The organism is Streptomyces sp. CNQ329 (assembly GCF_000482585.1).
This window is the reverse complement of the sequence record NZ_KI519460.1, coordinates 305,665-321,812: the sequence shown is the minus strand read 5'-3', so window position 1 is coordinate 321,812 and position 16,148 is coordinate 305,665. Positions and strand designations below refer to the sequence as shown.

The 16,148-nt window shown below is 73.0% G+C and carries 12 protein-coding genes; 7 read left to right on the top strand and 5 right to left on the bottom strand.

Annotated elements, in window-relative coordinates; all coding sequences use genetic code 11:
- Positions 1–5: 5 nt before the first annotated feature.
- Positions 6–1,643, bottom strand: a complete 1,638-nt coding sequence (locus I003_RS0130915) for an FAD-binding oxidoreductase (protein WP_027774956.1) — start codon at positions 1,641–1,643, stop codon at positions 6–8.
- Positions 1,644–1,858: 215 nt separating this feature from the next.
- On the opposite strand from I003_RS0130915, the gene I003_RS0130910 reads away from it, so the two are divergent.
- The 7 genes from I003_RS0130910 to I003_RS0130880 all read left to right on the top strand — a co-directional run bounded on the left by I003_RS0130910 (position 1,859) and on the right by I003_RS0130880 (position 12,047).
- Complete coding sequence (locus I003_RS0130910) at positions 1,859–3,100, top strand: beta propeller lectin (protein WP_486584487.1); 1,242 nt, start codon at positions 1,859–1,861, stop codon at positions 3,098–3,100.
- Between the two features lie 276 nt (positions 3,101–3,376).
- Positions 3,377–4,399, top strand: a complete 1,023-nt coding sequence (locus I003_RS0130905) for a LacI family DNA-binding transcriptional regulator (protein ID WP_027774954.1) — start codon at positions 3,377–3,379, stop codon at positions 4,397–4,399.
- Positions 4,400–4,461: 62 nt separating this feature from the next.
- On the top strand, positions 4,462–6,060 hold the full coding sequence (locus tag I003_RS0130900) for an FAD-dependent oxidoreductase (RefSeq protein WP_027774953.1): 1,599 nt from the start codon (positions 4,462–4,464) through the stop codon (positions 6,058–6,060).
- A gap of 42 nt (positions 6,061–6,102) precedes the next feature.
- Positions 6,103–7,392: an ABC transporter substrate-binding protein gene (locus tag I003_RS0130895; protein ID WP_027774952.1), complete on the top strand. Its 1,290-nt coding sequence runs from the start codon at positions 6,103–6,105 to the stop codon at positions 7,390–7,392.
- Positions 7,393–7,402: 10 nt separating this feature from the next.
- Positions 7,403–8,356, top strand: a complete 954-nt coding sequence (locus I003_RS0130890; RefSeq protein ID WP_027774951.1) for a carbohydrate ABC transporter permease — start codon at positions 7,403–7,405, stop codon at positions 8,354–8,356.
- Entirely contained in the window at positions 8,346–9,185 is an 840-nt protein-coding gene (locus tag I003_RS0130885; RefSeq protein ID WP_027774950.1) for a carbohydrate ABC transporter permease, read from the top strand. The genes I003_RS0130890 and I003_RS0130885 overlap by 11 nt, the downstream gene beginning before the upstream one ends.
- Positions 9,186–9,584: 399 nt before the next feature.
- Positions 9,585–12,047 carry a phosphoinositide-specific phospholipase C-related protein gene (locus tag I003_RS0130880; RefSeq protein ID WP_027774949.1) on the top strand — a complete coding sequence of 821 codons (2,463 nt, stop codon included), beginning with the start codon at positions 9,585–9,587 and terminating at the stop codon, positions 12,045–12,047.
- 194 nt (positions 12,048–12,241) lie between these two features.
- Here the strand turns inward: I003_RS0130880 and I003_RS0130875 are convergent, their stop codons facing one another.
- Genes I003_RS0130875 through I003_RS0130860 form a run of 4 tightly spaced genes read right to left on the bottom strand, consistent with a single transcriptional unit; the run spans position 12,242 to position 16,045 of the window.
- A complete protein-coding gene (locus tag I003_RS0130875; RefSeq protein ID WP_486584486.1) occupies positions 12,242–12,979 on the bottom strand; it encodes a hypothetical protein in 738 nt (245 codons plus the stop codon).
- Positions 12,976–13,821 (bottom strand): carbohydrate ABC transporter permease, encoded by an 846-nt coding sequence (locus I003_RS0130870; protein WP_027774947.1) that lies wholly within the window; start codon positions 13,819–13,821, stop codon positions 12,976–12,978. Before I003_RS0130870 ends, I003_RS0130875 begins: the two co-directional genes overlap by 4 nt.
- Positions 13,818–14,762, bottom strand: coding sequence for a carbohydrate ABC transporter permease (locus I003_RS0130865; protein ID WP_027774946.1), 945 nt, complete (start codon positions 14,760–14,762; stop codon positions 13,818–13,820). The genes I003_RS0130870 and I003_RS0130865 overlap by 4 nt, the downstream gene beginning before the upstream one ends.
- Positions 14,759–16,045, bottom strand: coding sequence for an ABC transporter substrate-binding protein (locus I003_RS0130860; protein ID WP_486584485.1), 1,287 nt, complete (start codon positions 16,043–16,045; stop codon positions 14,759–14,761). Before I003_RS0130860 ends, I003_RS0130865 begins: the two co-directional genes overlap by 4 nt.
- Positions 16,046–16,148: the final 103 nt, after the last annotated feature.

Here is a 16,148-nt window from a genome sequence, read left to right as displayed (position 1 = left end):
CGGCGTCACCGCTCGGGGACGAGCACCCCGGGGTTGAGGATGCCGGCCGGGTCGAGCGCCGACTTCGCGGCGGCGAGGGCCGCGGCGAAGGGGTCCGGGCGCTGCCGGTCGTACCACGGCCGGTGGTCGCGCCCCACGGCGTGGTGGTGCGTGATCGTGCCGCCGTGCGCCGCGATCGCCTCCGAGACCGCTGCCTTGATGTCATCCCACTGCGCGACGGTGCTGCCCCAGCGGCCGGGCGCGATGACGCCGAAGTACGGCGCGGGGCCGTCGGGGTAGACGTGGGTGAAGCGGCACGTGAGCACCCCCGCGCCCCCGGTGGCCGCGCGGACCGCGCGGTGCGCGGCGTCGGTCACGGCGTGGTGCAGCGCGCCGAAGGTGTCCCACGTGCACGCCGTCTCGAAGGTCTCGACGATCATGGCGTGGCGGGCCAGGGCGTCGCGCTGGTACGGCATGCGCAGGAACGCCGAGCGCCAGGCGGCACCCGTCCCGCCGCCGGCGTTCCCGCCCTCCTCCGGCTCCCCCCGCAGTCCGGCACCGCCGGCGGTGTCCCGCGTGCCCTGCTCCGCCGGCGCGTCCGGGGCGCCGCCGTGGTCGCGGCAGAGTTCCAGCGCCCGCGCGAGTTTCTCCCCCACCGGGTGGTCCGCGGACTCGAAGCCCAGCACGAGGACGCCACCGCCGACGCTCACCCCCGTGCTGACCAGTGCCTCGGCCCCGTCGAGCAGCCGGCAGTCCGCCGGGTGCAGCCCGCTCTGCGCGACCGCCCGGGTCGCCGCCACCGCGGCGTCGAACTCCGCGAAGCGCACCGACGCCCGCGCGCGCCACCGCGGGCGCACCTGCACGCGCAGCCACGCCTCCGTGATCACCCCGAGGGCCCCCTCGCTGCCGAGGAACAGCCGATCCGGCGACGGGCCCGCGCCCGAGCCGGGCAGCCGCCGGGACTCGCCGGTGCCGGCCGGCGTGACCACCCGAAGGGACTCCACGAGATCGTCGATGTGCGTGTGCAGGGTGGCGTAGTGGCCGCCGGCCCGGGTGGCCAGCCAGCCGCCGAGCGTGGAGAACTCGAAGGACTGCGGGAAGTGCCGCAGCGTCAGCCCGTACGGGCGCAGCCGGTCCGCCAGCCGCGGGCCGTAGATGCCCGCCTGGACGCGGGCCGCGCGGCTCGTCACGTCGACCTCCGGCACGGCGTCCAGCCGTCCCAGGTCGAGGGTGAGCGCCGGGCGCCCGTCCGCGAGGCGCGGCTCGATGCCGCCGACCACCGAACTGCCGCCGCCGTAGGGGATCGCGGCCATACCGGCGCGGGTGCACCAGTCGAGCAGGTCCGTGACGTCGCGCTCATCGCGCGGGCGGGCGACGAGGTCCGGTGGGTGGCGCAAGTCGCCGTGCAGGTTGCGTACGACGTCGCGGAACGCCTTGCCGTGTGTGTGCGCGGCGCGGTCCGCGGGGTCGGCCGAGCACAGGCCGGCCAGCGAGTCCGGCGGCTCGGCCCGGGGCGGCGGCAGGGCGAGGGAGGCGACCGGCGGCGGCGCGTGGTCCTCGGGCTCGGCGCCCGACAGCAGCCGCACCCGGTCGAGCAGCGCGGCCAGTTCGGCGCCGCGCACCGCGTCCTCGACGTTTCCCCAGCCCCACCAGGATCGCGTCATACGCCGTCCTTCCCTCCGCTCCAGGCCGAATCCGGCCCCATGATGGCGTGAATTCCTCCCACGTGATCACCCCTTCAGGCGTTTCCGCGGTCTTGACAGCGGCTGGGGTGCGGCGGGGTGACCTAGCCTCAAAAGACGATCGACGTGCGGAGGACAGGGTGTTACCAACAAGGGGACAGCACGGTGTCGGCACCGTGCCGTCCGAGGGGTGTGACGTGACGCACTTCCGACACCGCAGCGGTTCCGCGTTCCCGCACGCGTCGCCGTGCGGCACGACCGCCCTCGCCATGTGGTCCGGTTCCCCCCTGGTCGCCCCGCCCGCAACCGGGCCGGCGGCCTCTGACCTGGAGGCCACGATGCCGCAGGACGACACCCGTACGCAGGCGCGTGCGCTCTTCACCGGACCCGACGGCACCGTACGTTCCCTTTCGGCGGCCGACGGCGGCCCCTGGTGCGGTCCCACCGTCGTCACCCCCGCCGGAAGCTGCCGCCCCGGCACCCCGGTCGCACTGGCCAGGGGAGCGCACGCGGGCCGTCTGGACGCGGCGTACGTGGGTGCTGACGGATCGATTCACGTCATGTGGGCGGTGCGAGGCTGTGGCTGGCACGCTCCCGAAGTCGTCTCGCCGCCGGGGACCTGTGCGCCGGGCGCCGCGGTCACGCTCGCACACCAGCGGACGAGGGACCAGGTGGACGTGGTGTGCACCGGAGCTGACGGCTCGGTGCTGACGCTGTGGTCGGCGGGCGACGGACGCTGGAGCGGACCCGCGGCCCTCGCTCCGCCCGGCAGTTGCGCGCCCGGGACCCCGGTCGGGCTGGGCCGGCGCGGTCCCGCCGAGCGGATCGAGGCGGTGTACGCGGGCGCGGACGGGTCCATACAGGCGCTGTGGGCGGACGTCGACCATCCGTGGCACGGGCCCGACGTCCTCGCCCCGCCCGGCACCTGCGCTCCGGGGACGGCGGTGACGCTCGCGTCGCAGGACGACGCCGGCCGGGTGACCGCACTGTTCACCGGCGCGGACGGCTCGGTGCAGGTCATGCGGGCCGACGGCACCGGGCCGTGGTCCGGTCCCGAGGCCGTCGTGCCGGCGGGCACCTGCGCGCCGGGTTCACCGCTGGCTCTCGCGTACGGCAAGTCCGTGGAGCGGCTGGACGCGGTGGTCGCCGGCGCCGACGGCTCGGTGCTGGCGCTGTCGGCGGCGGGCGAGGCCGGCTGGCACGGGCCGGTGACCGCCGCCCCGCCGGGCACGTGCGCACCCGCCACGGCGATCGGCCTGGGGCTCCGGGCGGCGGACCGGCTCGACGCGGTGTTCGCCGGCGCGGACGGCGCGGTGCACGTCATGTGGACGTTACGGGCCGGGGGTTGGCGCGCGCCGGCGGAGATCGCGGTGCCGGGGTCGGCTGCGCCCGGGTCGGCCGTCGCGCTGACCCGCCGGGGGTGTGTGCCCGGCGTCTGAGACGAAGCGGGCACCGGTGGCACGTGCCGGCCGGGCGCGCCCCGGTGTGGAAGCGCGGTGGCGGCTCCCCCGGCCGAGCACGGGGGCAGCGGTGCGCATTCCTCCGCGTACGCCACCAAGAGGGTGCACTCAGGGCACCAATCCTCCTGGGTCATCTGCTAATTCGCATTACTGCTGCCGCAACACCTCTTGACGGCCTTGCACGGCCGGTTCTAGGTTCCTCGCACAACAGTCAGGCAATACGCATTAGCTACCCACTGTGAGGTCCAGCCTCCCATGCCAGAAGCCCCCGGCAGGCTCACCCAGCGCGACATAGCCCGGCTCGCCGGCGTCAGTCAGACCACGGTCTCCCTCGTGCTCAACGACCGCCCCGACGCCGCCCGGATCGCCCCCGGCACCCGCGAGCGGGTGCTGCGCGTGATCCGGGAGACCGGCTACGCGGCCGACCCCGTGGCCCGCCGGCTGACCAAGCAGCTCAACCAGATCGTCGGGGTCTTCACCTACGAGCCCGTCTTCCCCAGCACCAGCGCCGACTTCTACCACCCCTTCCTGCGCGGCATCGAGGAGAGCGCCGAGCGCAGCGGCTGCGACCTGCTGCTGTTCACCTCCGCGCCGGTGACCGCCGGCCGCCGGCGCATCTTCCACGAGAACAACCGGCTGCGGGTGGCCGACGGCTGCGTGCTCCTCGGCCGCGAGATCCCGCACGAGGAGCTGAGCCGGCTGGTCGCCGAGGGCTACCCCTTCGTCTGTGTGGGCCGCCGCGACGACGCGGACGGCGGTCCCGTGCCGTACATCGGCGCCGACTACGTCTCGGCCACCGCCCGGCTCGTGGAGCGGGTGCGGGCGCTGGGGCACCGGCGGCTGGCGTTCGCCGGTCCGGGCGCGGGAGCGGAGTCGTCCACCGACCGGCTCGCCGGCTTCCGGCAGGCGGCCGGTGCCGGCGCGCCGCACCTGGGCGCGCGGGGGGAGCCGGCCGCGGAGCAGCTGGAGCAGTTGCTCGACGCGGGCGTGACGGCGGTGTTCGTGGAGTTCCTGCACGACGCGGTCGGGCTGTACGAGGCGGCGGCGGCCCGCGGCCTGGACGTGCCGCGCGATCTGTCGGTGCTGGCGCTGGGCGATCCCACCGCGCCGGTGGACCCGCCGGTGGACTTCACCGGCTTCCGGCTGCGCCGCACCGAGATGGGCCGGCAGGCCGTCGACCTGCTCACCGGCATGCTGCACGGCCGGGCCGAACACACCCGCCGGCTGCTGGACTGCCGGCTCGTCGAGGGCGTCACGCTCGCCGCCCCCGCCCGCTGACGGACCCTGTGCCCCTGCCCACCCCCTGTCCCACCTCCGACTCAGCACCCCCAAGGAGACCCATGCACGCGGACGTCCTCGTCGTCGGCGGCGGCACCGGAGGCGTCGCCGCCGCGCTCGGCGCACTGCGCGCCGGCCGCTCGGTGATCCTCACCGAGGAGTACGACTGGCTGGGCGGCCAGCTCACCAGCCAGGCCGTGCCCCCCGACGAGCACACCTGGATCGAGCAGTTCGGCGCCACCGCCTCGTACCGGTCGCTGCGCGACGGCATCCGCGACTACTACCGCCGCCACTACCCGCTGACCGCCGCCGCGCGCGCCAAGCCGGACCTCAACCCCGGGGCCGGGCACGTCAGCCGGCTCTGCCACGAGCCGCGGGTGGCCGTCGCGGTGATCGACGAACTGCTGGCCCCCTACCGCGGCGCCGGCCGGCTGACCGTGCTGCAGCCCTACCGCCCGGTGGCCGCCGAGACGGACGGCGACCGCGTCACCTCCGTGGCGGTGGAGCGCCCCGGCGGCGGCGAGCCGCTGGTGCTCACCGCCCCGTACGTGCTGGACGCCACCGAGACCGGCGAACTGCTCCCGCTGACCGGCACCGAGTACGTCACCGGCTTCGAGTCCGGTGCGGAGACCGGCGAGCCCAGCGCCCCCGACGAGGCCCAGCCGCTCAACATGCAGGCGGTGTCGTACTGCTTCGCCGTCGACCACGTCGACGGCGACCACACCATCGACCGCCCCGCCTCCTACGGCTTCTGGCGCGACTACGAGCCGGAGTTCTGGGGCGCCCCGCTGCTGTCCTGGCGGGCCCCGCACCCGCGGACGCTGGAGCTGGTCGAGCGGGAGTTCACCCCGAACCCGGGCGACGACCCGCTCGCCGTCGTCGCCGACCAGCGGCGCAGCGGCGGGGACCGGAACCTGTGGACGTTCCGCAGGATCGCCGCCCGCGACCAGTTCGCGCCCGGCACGTACGCCAGCGACGTCACGCTCGTGAACTGGCCGATGGTCGACTACTTCGAGGCCCCGGTCATCGACGTGCCGGACGCGGCGGCGCGGCTGGAGGAAGCCCGCGGGCTGTCGCTGTCGCTGCTGTACTGGATGCAGACCGAGGCCCCGCGGCCCGACGGCGGCACCGGCTTCCCCGGCCTGCGGCTGCGCGGCGACGTCACCGGCGGGGGCGCGGACGGGCTGGCGATGGCCCCGTACATCCGCGAATCGCGGCGCATCCGGGCCGAGTACACCGTCGTGGAGCAGGACCTGTCGCTCGACGTGCGCGGCGGGAAGGGCGCGGTGAGCTACGCCGACTCGGCCGGCATCGGCATGTACCGCATCGACCTGCACCCCTCCACCGGCCGCGACACCTACATCGACGTGCCGTCCAGCCCGTTCGAGATCCCGCTCGGCGCACTGCTCCCGCAGCGCACGGAGAACCTGCTGCCCGCCGGCAAGAACATCGGCACCACCCACATCACCAACGGCTGCTACCGCCTGCACCCCGTCGAGTGGAACATCGGCGAGGCCGCCGGGCTGCTCGCCGCCCACTGCCTCACGCACGGCCTCACCCCCCGCGCCGTACGCAACACCCCCCGCCTTCTCCAGGACTTCCAGCGCACGCTGACCGCCCACGGCGTCGAACTGCGCTGGCCCGACATCAGCGGTTACTGACCGGCGGTCACCGACCGACCCGACATCACAGGAGGCACCCGCATGTCTTCGTCAACACGGCATCGCACCCGGCCCGGCCGGAAAACACCTCTCCGCGGAAGGCCCGTCGCCCTCGCCGCCGCCGGCCTGCTCGCGCTCACCGCGTGCGGCGGCTCCGACGGCGGCTCCGGCGGAGGCCCGGTCACGCTGCGCATGACCATCTGGACCGGCAACGAGGAACATCTGAAGCTGCTGAACTCGATCGCCGCGGACTACCGCGAGAAGAACCCGGACGTGAAGGAGATCAAGTTCGACACCCTGCCGGTCGAGAACTACACCACCACGCTGACCACCCAGATAGCCGGCGGCAAGGCCCCGGACCTTGCCTGGATCTTCGAGAACGCGGCCCCCGACTTCGTCGCCTCCGGCGCGCTCGCCGAGATCGAGGACGACGAGGACGTGCTGCCGGCGGCGAAGAAGCTGTGGCAGCACGAGGGCAAGCTCTACGCCTACCCCTTCTCCACCTCCCCGTTCGGCGTCTTCGTCAACACCGACATGCTGCAGGAGGCCGGCCGGCCCGCCCCGGCCGAGCTGATCGAGCAGGGGAAGTGGACCTGGGAGGAGGTGGCGGATATCGGCGGCGCGGTACGGGCCGAGACCGGCGAGGCCGGCATGGTCATCCGCGACTTCGACTACAAGCTGTGGGACAACCTGGCCACCGTCTGGGACGGCTGGGGCGCCGAGCCCTGGAGCGAGGACGGCAAGACCTGCTCGTTCGACGAGCCGGAGATGACCGAGGCGATGACCTTCCTGCACGACGCGATCTTCGCCGACGAGGCGATGCCCGCGCCGGGCACCACCGCGGACTTCTTCGCCGGCGAGGCGGCGATGACCGTCACCCAGATCAGCCGGGCCTCACTGCTGGACGACAGCTTCGGCTGGGACTTCGTGCCGCTGCCGGAGGGCCCCGCCGGCTCGTACGACGTGATCGGGCAGGCGGGTCTGGGAGTCCTGGGCAACGGCGACAACGTGGAGGAGGCCGTCGACTTCCTGGCGTTCATGACCAACGAGAAGAACTCCGCCGCCCTCGGCCGCTACTTCCCGCAGGCCCGCAGCTCCCAACTGGACGCGAAGACCCTGGCCAAGAGCAACCCGCAGCTCAAGCCCGCGCAGCTCGAAGAGGTCGTCATCGGCGGCATCGAGAACGGCGAGGTCAAGCCGACCCACACCAACCAGGCCGAGCTGTTCGACGCCGTGCGCGCCGCGCTCGACCCGCTGTGGAAGCCGGACGCCGACGTCGCGAAGACGCTCCAGGACGTCTGCTCGGCGATCCAGCCGCAACTGGAGAAGTGACGGCGCTGCCATGGCGATCCTGGAACGCGCCCGGGCCAAGGCCACCGACCCGCGCCCGGGCGGGGTCGGCTCCCGGCGGCCCTTCTGGACCGCCCGCCGCCGGGACCAGTTGGCCGGCTACCTGTTCATCGCCCCGCAGTTGCTGGGCAGCGTCGTGTTCGTCCTGATTCCCCTCATCCTGGTCTTCTGGTACAGCTTCCACGAGTGGAACGTGCTGGCCGGCAGCTTCCACGGGGTGGGCGCGGACAACTACCGGGCGCTGGCCGACGATCCCAAGCTGCCGGGCGTGCTGCGCGCCACCGCGTTCTTCTCCGTCGGGCTGGTGGTGCTGAACCTGACCCTGGCGCTCGCGCTCGCGGTGCTGCTGAACCAGAAGCTGCGCGGCAGCGTGGTCTTCCGCACCCTGTTCTTCTCGCCCGTGGTGGTCTCCCTGGTCGCGTGGACGATCGTGTGGGGCTTCCTGCTGCAGAAGAACGGCGGCATCAACGCCGGGCTCGACCTGATCGGCGTCGAGGGGCCCAACTGGCTGCGCGGCGAGACCTCGTCGATGATCTCGGTGATCGTCGTGCAGGTCTTCAAGAACGTGGGTTTGAACATGGTGCTCTTCCTGGCCGCGCTGCAGGGCGTGCCGCGGGAGCTGTACGAGGCCGCCACCGTGGACGGCGCCGGGCGGTGGCGGCAGTTCCTGCGGATCACCGTGCCGCTGATCAGCCCGACGATCCTGCTGACCTCGATCATCACGGTGGTCGGCTCGCTGCAGGTGTTCGCCCAGATCGCCGTGCTCACCCAGGGCGGCCCGGGCAACTCCACCACTGTCCTCGTCTACTACCTGTACCAGCAGGCGTTCGAGTTCCACCACTTCGGCTACGGCGCGACGCTCTCCGTGCTGCTCTTCCTCATCGTGCTCGTGCTGACCGTCGTGCAGTGGCAGATGCGCAAGAAGTGGGTCTTCCATGAGTCATAAGCTGTCCCCGCGCGCCAGGCTCGTGCTCTACGGGGTACTGCTGGTGCTGCTCGTCCCCTTCGTCTTCCCGACGTGGTGGATGGCGACCTCGTCGCTGAAGCCGGCGAGCGAGATCTTCGCGTTCCCGCCGTCGCTGTGGCCGGAGAACCCCGGGTTCGGCGCGTACGAGCGGGTCTTCGACCTCCAGCCGTTCGCGCAGCAGTACTGGAACAGCATGTACATCGCGGTCATCGTGACCGTCGGCACGCTCGCGGTGTCCTCGATGGCGGGCTACGCCTTCGCGCGCATCCGCTTCCGCGGCCAGAACGCGCTGTTCCTGGTGGTGCTCACCGGCCTGCTGATCCCGAGCGAGGTCACCATCGTCCCGCTGTTCCAGATGTTCAACGACTGGGGGATGACGGACACGCACTGGCCGCTGGTCCTGGTGCCGATCCTCGGCGCACCGAGCGTGCTGGCGACGTTCATCATGCGGCAGTTCTTCCTCACGCTGCCGACCGAGCTGGAGGAGGCGGCGCGGATGGACGGCCTGGGCCGCTTCGCCATCTACCGGCGCATCGCGCTGCCGCTGGCGCGGCCCGCGCTGGCGGCGGTCGGGATCTTCACGTTCCTGCACAGCTGGAACCTGTATCTGGAGCCGATCGTGTACCTCTCCACGCCGGAGAAGTTCACGCTGCCGCAGGCGCTGACACAGTTCACCGACTCCTACGGCGGCCCGATGTGGGACGTGCAGCTCGCCGCGGCGTCACTGACCGCGCTGCCGGTGCTGGCCGTCTTCGTCTTCGCGCAGCGCCAGTTCGTGGAGGGCCTCGCGCACACCGGTCTGAAGTGATCGCCTTCCCGGTCCTGGGTCGGCGTCGCCGATGTGGCCGCGGCGATGGGCCGCACGATCGCCGCGCGCCCTTCTCGAAGCCCCGCACGGCGGCCGCAACGCCGTGGGCGGCCTCGGCCTCCACGCTGTTCGCGACCGGCTGACGGCTGTCCGGGGCTGTTCCGGTACGGTGCGTCACCGGCGCCGTTCAGGTCCGTACCATTCTGCCCCGGCTGTCCGACCGCACGCCTCCTGCATCCGGCGGACCCACCGCCCGACCTGGCCGGATGGCCGCCGCACAGGCGTGCCGGCACCTGCGCACCTGCGCTTCGGCGGCGGCATCGGCCCTGATCACGGGTCCGGGGCGGTTCCCGCGCGCAGCCCGTAGGCTCGAAGGGCGACAGCAGGCAGGAACCGCGCATGATCCCGTTCGACAAGCTCAGAGCCCGGCTCGCCCGTGTGGTACGGCGGGTCGGCGAGGCCGCGCCGCCGCGGGACGCCGTCGTCCTGCGGTGGCTCGCCTTCGCGGTCGCGGTGCTCGCCACGGCGGTCCTCGTCGTCGCCGGTACGGCCCGCTCCACCGTCGCGGACGCGGGCTTCTACCGCGCCGCGCTCGACCGCCAGGACGCCTACGACCGGCTCTACGACGAGGTGCTGGTCGACCCCGAGGCGTCGGGCGTCACCCGCGATCTGCTCGCCCGGCTGCCCGTCCCGGAATCCGTCGTCACCTCCAACCTCAAGACGGTCCTGCCGCCGACCACCGCGCGGGCCCTGGCCGAGGGCGTCATCGCGGACGCGGTGGCCTATCTGCGCGGGGAGAAGGATGATCTGACGCTGGAGGTCGACCTGCGCCCGGTGCTCGACAATCTGGGCGCCGTGGGCAACGTCCACTTCGCCGACGTCGTCGCGAACCTCCAGGACAAGCCCGCCCCCGACTACGCCGCCTTCCAGTCCGACCTGGGCGAGGCCGTGGACCGCATCGCGGACGGCGAGCGCCCGGAGGGGCTGCCGACGCTGGACCTCACCGAGGCACAGGCGAGGACCGCCACCGACACGGTGCTGCGGGCCGTGCCCGCGGACGAGCGGGCGGACCTGCGCCCCCGGCTGCTCGCCGCGCTCGGCGCCGGCGACCTGGCCACGGCGCTCGCCGAGGTCGGGCCCGCGCTCTTCTCCGGCCGGGAGGAGAGCGCGTCGTCGGCGCTGCGGAACACGGCGGACGGGGTGTCCTGGGACCTTGCCGCCGAGTTCGGCGGCGGCGACGACGAACTGCGCCCGGCGCGCGAGGCCCGTGCCTTCACCCGGCTGGGCCTCGGCTGGGTTCAGACCGGCGCCGTCCTCCTGGGGATCGCCTCGCTGGCCGTGCTGTGGCGCTACGGGCCGCGCTCCCCGGGCCGCAGGCTTTTCCGCATCGGCGGGGCGCTGGCCGGCGGGGGCGCGCTGGCGTTCGCGCTGACGCTGGTGGTCCGCGGGCTGGTCGGAAGGAGCGTCGCCGTCGCGCCGGGGAACTGGCCGGACTCCGCCGCCCGGCTGCTGGACGACCTCCAGCGCACGGCGCTTGACCGGCTCTACGCCGTCGCGCTGACGACGGCTGTCGTGCCGCTGACGGCGGGGCTGCTGCTGGCCGCCGGGGGGTGGCTGTGGCACCGCAGGACAGAGGCGCTCGCCGCGGCGGGCGGGGCGCAGGTCACGGGGGCGGCGACGAGCGGGAAGACCGCGACCGCCGGGTCCGGGGCCGGCGCGTCCGAGCCGGGCTGTCCCGGGCCGGGCTCGTCCGGGCCCGGCGGGCCGGAGAGCGCCGAGACGCAAGAGATCCTTACCCCCGCGGCGGGGGAAGCCGGGGCCGGGGAGCAGGGAACGGACCGGTCCGGCGCGGCCGGGCCCGCACCTCCCCTGCCGCCGCGCTACCGCTGGGGCGCGGTGGGCCTCGTCCTCGCCGCCCTGGCCGGCGCCGTCTTCGTGCCGAACGCCTTCGGCGGCGAGTCGGACCGCCGCTGCAACGGGCGGGAGGAGCTGTGCGAGCTGCGCTACGACGAGGTGGCACAGCTCGCCTCGCACAACGCGATGGCCACCTCCCAGGACCGGTTCATCGCCCCGCTCCAGGACCCGTCGATCACCGGCCAGCTCAATGACGGCGTCCGCGCCCTGCTCCTCGACACCCACCGCTGGGAGACGCCCCCGGAGATCACCGAGCGGCTGGCGGAGTCGGACTTCACGCCGACCGTGCAGCGGCAGATCCGCTCCGTGCTCAACACCGTCGACCCGCCCCGCGCAGGCACCTGGCTGTGCCACGCCGTGTGCCGCGGCGGCGCGCTGCCCCTGGTCCCGGAGCTGGAGAAGATCGGCGACTGGCTGGAGCAGAACCCCTCCGACGTCGTCACGCTGGTGATCCAGGACGGCATCAGCGGCGCCGACACGCGCGCGGCGATGCGCCGTGCCGGATTGGCGGACGTGGTGTTCACGCCGGACGACGACCCGGACAAGCCGTGGCCGACGCTCGGCGAGATGATCGACGAGGACCGGCGGCTGGTGGTGTTCGCGGAGAAGGCGGACGGCCCGGCGCCCTGGTACCGCAACTTCTACCGGTACGGCATGGAGACCCCGTTCGCGTTCCGTACGCCCGAGGACATGACGTGCGTGGCGAACCGCGGCGGCGAGGACAAGAAGCTCTTCCTCATGAACCACTTCATCACCAACAGCGGCGGCAGCCGCCTGGACGCCGGCCGGATCAACGCCCGTGACTTCGTGCTCGACCGGGCCCGGGAGTGCGAGCGGGCACGCGGCCGGCCGGTGAACCTGGTGGCCGTCGACTACTCCACGATCGGCGACGCCGGCGGCGCCGTTGACGTGCTCAACGACGAGCGCATCGCGCGCCACGAGGACTGAGCCCGCCCCGGACGGCGACGTGCACCTCCGGCGCGGCGACTGCTGCCGCGGAGCGTACGCGCCCTCGCCGGCGGGCCGCCCGTCGGTGCCGTCCGGGCCGCCACGGGGTGGTGGGCCCGGCCGGGCCGCCGGGTGCGGAGAGGCATCGGGCCCGACGGCGTACCGGCGGCGTGCCGGCGCCGCCCGTACGCGCGTCAGCCCCGCTCCGGTTCCCCTCCCCCGGCGCCGGCCGTGCCGTGGCGCGCCAGGGCCGTCGCCGTCGCGGCGGAGGCGACGAGCGCCACCGGCGGCGGGACGAGGAGCAGCAGCGAGGCGGTCCAGCGCAGCGAGGCCGAGAGGCCCAGCAGCGCCAGCGACGGGGCGGCGAGGAACCGCGTCGGGTGGCGGGCGACCAGGTGCACCGCGCAGATCCACAGCAGCCTGCCGCGCAGCGCCGGGCGGGCGGTGCCGAGGGACAGCGCGGCCGGCAGGGCGAGCAGCCCGGCGACGGCGCACGCGCCGCCGGCCGCCAGCGACGGCAGCAGCCACGGGCTCTGCGTCTGCTGCCACAGCGCCAGCGCGGCGAGGAACGCCGCCGTCGGCACCGCGGGCACCAGCGTCTGCACGGCACCGTACCGCCACAGCGTGCACAGCCCGCGCCACCAGTCCCGGATCTCCGCCTCGCCGTCCGCGCCGATCCGGTCGGCCGTGGCGCCGAGCGCGGCCAGCCAGGGGCCGGTGAGCAGGGCGGCGAGGAGCACCGAGACGGGGGTGACCCCCGGCGCGAGCAGGACGGCGACGGTGCCGGCGGCGCAGACGGCCGTCCCCGCGACGGCCAGCGCCGGCAGGCTCGGCCAGGCGCCGCGCAACAGCCGCCGCAGCGCCTCGTTCTCGGCGGTGGCCTCGCCGGGGATCGGCCCGGTCCGCGGGACCGCCGTCGTGTGCCCACTCATCCGCGCAGCCCCGCCTGGGCGATGCTCGCCACGAACGAGCGCTGGAAGAGCAGGAACAGCGCCAGCACCGGCACCACCACCGCCGTGATCGCCGCGAACACCACCACCGGCGAGCCGCCGTGGCTGGCCTGGAGGGCGACCAGGCCCACCGGCAGCGTCATGTTCTCCGGGGTGCTGAGGAAGATCAGCGGGCCGAAGTAGTTGTTCCAGGCGGCCTCGAACGTCAGGATCGCCATCGCCGCGAGGGCGGGCCCGGACAGCGGCACGATGACCCGGAAGCAGATCCACAGGTGTCCGGCGCCGTCGATGCGCGCGGCCTCGTCCAGCTCGCGCGGGATGGTGGTGAAGTACTGCCGGAAGAAGAAGATCGAGAAGACGTTGATCAGCGCGGGCAGCCACAGCGCGGGCAGCGAGTCGATGAGGCCGAGGTTGCGCATCAGCACGAAGACGGGGATGACCGTCATCTGCGCCGGGATCATCAGCGCGCTGAGCAGCACGAGGAAGATCCCGTCCCGGCCGCGGAAGGTGAGCCGGGAGAAGGCGTACGCCGCGAGCACGCTGACCAGCAGCGAGCCGGCGGTGGCGATCACCGCGACCTGGAGGCTGTTGAGCGCCATCCGGCCGAACGGGATGGCGTCCGGCACGGCGGCGAAGTTCTCGGTGGTGAAGGGGTGGGGGATCCAGTTCGGCGGCATCTCGAAGGCCGCCCGCTCCGCGGTGAAGCTCTGCACGACGAGCCAGACGAGCGGGGCGATCATGACGAGCCCGACGGCGACCAGGAGGAGTTCGAGCAGGAGGTGGGCCGGGCGTACGCGCCGGCGCTTGCGGATCCGTACGGTCACTGCTGGTGCACCCACTTCCGCGAGCCCCAGAACTGCAGCAGCGTAACGGCCATCATGATCACGAAGACGAGGATGGAGACGGCCGCGGCGTAGCCGATCTGGAAGGACTGGAAGCCCTTTTGGTAGAGGTACATGACGATGGTGATGGTCGAGTTCTCCGGCCCGCCGTCGGGCGTGATGATCTGCACCGGATCGAAGATCTGGAAGGCTCCGATGAAGGTGATGACCGCGGCGAAGAAGATCGTCGGCGACATCATCGGCAGCGTCACCCGCCAGAAGATCTGGTGCGGCCGGGCGCCGTCCACCCGGGCCGCCTCGTGGAGTTCGCGCGGCACGGTCTGCAGCCCCGCGAGCATGATGACGAAGGTGAAGCCGATGGTGTGCCAGAAGTCGATGGCGATGATGGCGGGCAGCGCCCACGCCGGGTCGGTGAACCACTCCGGCGGCTGCACCCCGATCTCGCCCGCGTAGTGGGTGACCAGGCCGAACGTGGGGTCGAGCACGTACTTCCACAGCAGCGCGACCGCGGCCCAGGAGATGACGAACGGGAAGAAGAGCGTGGTGCGCACGAAGTACGAGAGCGCCCTGTTCATCATCCGGTTGACGCCCATGGCGAGCAGCAGCCCGCCGCCGAGGTGGGTGAGGACGGAGGCGAAGGCGAAGACGAAGGTGTTGACCAGCGCCTCATAGAGCAGCGGGTCGGAGAACATCTCGGTGAAGTTGCCGACGCCGTTGAACTCGGCGGGGGTGAGCATGTCCCAGCTGTAGAAGGCCAGGACGATGGCGACGACGAACGGCCCGGCCACGAAGGCGAGGAAGAGCAGCAGCGCGGGGCTGAGGAACGCGTACCCGACCCAGTCGCCGCGCCGGAACCGGCCGCCGCGGCGCGCCGCCGGGGGCGGGGCGGCGGCGCGCTTCCGGTGTTCCTGCGTGAGGGTCACAGCAGCCCGCTGAGCTTGTCGTTCGCGCTGCCCAGGGCCTCTGCGGCGGGCTGGTTGCCGAGGATGGCGGCCTGCCAGCCCTGGGTGACGGCCGCCTGGGCCTCGGCGCCGCGCTCGGGCGAGGGGATCGGGGTGCCGTAGCCGAGTGCGGCGGGCAGGTGCTCGGTGCCGGCCGGGGCGTCGTCGGTGAACGCGGGGCTCGCGGCGACGGAGTTGCGGGCGGGGATGTTGGTGCCGCCGGCGGAGGCGTAGAAGGTGGACGCCTCCTTCGACATCATCCACGTGAGGAACTCCCAGGCGGCGTCCTTGTTCTTGGAGGCACGCAGGATCGGCCAGCCGTCCCAGCCGACGCTGGCGCCGGGCTTGGTGTTGCTGGGCCAGGGCACGATGCGTACGGAGTCGGTGAGCTTCAGACGGCGCATGTCGAGGGTGGCCCACCGGCCGGCGCCGAAGGTGGCGAGCCTGCCCTTGCGGAGCTGGGCGGCGGCGTTGAAGTTGCCGCCCGGCTTGGGTGAGAGGCCGTCGTCGATCAGGCCCTTGACGTACTCGGCGGCCTCGACCGCGGCGGGGCTGTCGAACGTCGCCTCGTCCCAGGCGGCGTTGTGGGTGCTGGCACCGTTGGTGAGCAGCCAGGGCATGATGTCGAGGAAGGGGAACGCGAAGCCGGCGGGCAGCAGGAACGCACCCGTCTTCTGCTTGATGCGCTCCCCGGCGGCGCGGAAGTCGTCCCAGGTCCACCCGTCTTCGGGCAGGTCGACGCCGGCGTCGGCGAAGACCTCGGTGTTGCAGTACAGGACCGAGGTGTTGTAGCCGCCGGGTATGAAGTACGTCTTGCCGTCCGTGGACCCGTAGGTCTCGGTCCACTCCTTCAGCTTGGGGTCGGTGTCGGCGAAGTAGTCCTCGACGACCTTCCTGTCCCTGTCCATATACGCATCGAGCGGTTCCAGGAGGCTCTTGGAGGCGAACAGCCGCTGGCCCTCGGTGGCGACCTGGACGATGTCCGGGACCTTGCCGCCGGCGATCTGGGTGGAGACGGTGTTGGCGAAGTTGCCCCAGGTCTCGGCGGCGATGCCGCGGGCCTTGATCTTCACCTTCGGCTTGGACTTGTTGAACTCGGCGAAGAGCGCGTTGAACGCCTCCTGCTGGGTGGCGTCGCCCAGATAGACGAGGTCGAGCGAGGACGAGTCCCCGGACCCCGATCCCCCGCACGCCGCCAGGCTCCCCGCGGCGGGCGCGGCGAGCGCCGCCGCGCCCATCGACCGCAGCACCTGACGGCGCGACATTCCTCCCGGTCCGACCCAACCCATTGCGGCTCCTCTCGCTGGGCCCGCACCGCTTCTCGCGGTGCGGACCTTTCGGCATGTACGGGTGGAACAGGGCGTGAAA

What these genes read in the sequence shown, in the direction of transcription:
- I003_RS0130895 (WP_027774952.1), top strand. Translation starts at nt 6,103, where the DNA reads ATGTCTTCGTCAACACGGCATCGCACCCGGCCCGGCCGGAAAACACCT.
- I003_RS0130905 (WP_027774954.1), top strand. Translation starts at nt 3,377, where the DNA reads ATGCCAGAAGCCCCCGGCAGGCTCACCCAGCGCGACATAGCCCGGCTC.
- I003_RS0130860 (WP_486584485.1), bottom strand. Translation starts at nt 16,045, where the DNA reads ATGTCGCGCCGTCAGGTGCTGCGGTCGATGGGCGCGGCGGCGCTCGCC.
- I003_RS0130875 (WP_486584486.1), bottom strand. Translation starts at nt 12,979, where the DNA reads ATGAGTGGGCACACGACGGCGGTCCCGCGGACCGGGCCGATCCCCGGC.
- I003_RS0130880 (WP_027774949.1), top strand. Translation starts at nt 9,585, where the DNA reads ATGATCCCGTTCGACAAGCTCAGAGCCCGGCTCGCCCGTGTGGTACGG.
- I003_RS0130890 (WP_027774951.1), top strand. Translation starts at nt 7,403, where the DNA reads ATGGCGATCCTGGAACGCGCCCGGGCCAAGGCCACCGACCCGCGCCCG.
- I003_RS0130885 (WP_027774950.1), top strand. Translation starts at nt 8,346, where the DNA reads ATGAGTCATAAGCTGTCCCCGCGCGCCAGGCTCGTGCTCTACGGGGTA.
- I003_RS0130900 (WP_027774953.1), top strand. Translation starts at nt 4,462, where the DNA reads ATGCACGCGGACGTCCTCGTCGTCGGCGGCGGCACCGGAGGCGTCGCC.
- I003_RS0130915 (WP_027774956.1), bottom strand. Translation starts at nt 1,643, where the DNA reads ATGACGCGATCCTGGTGGGGCTGGGGAAACGTCGAGGACGCGGTGCGC.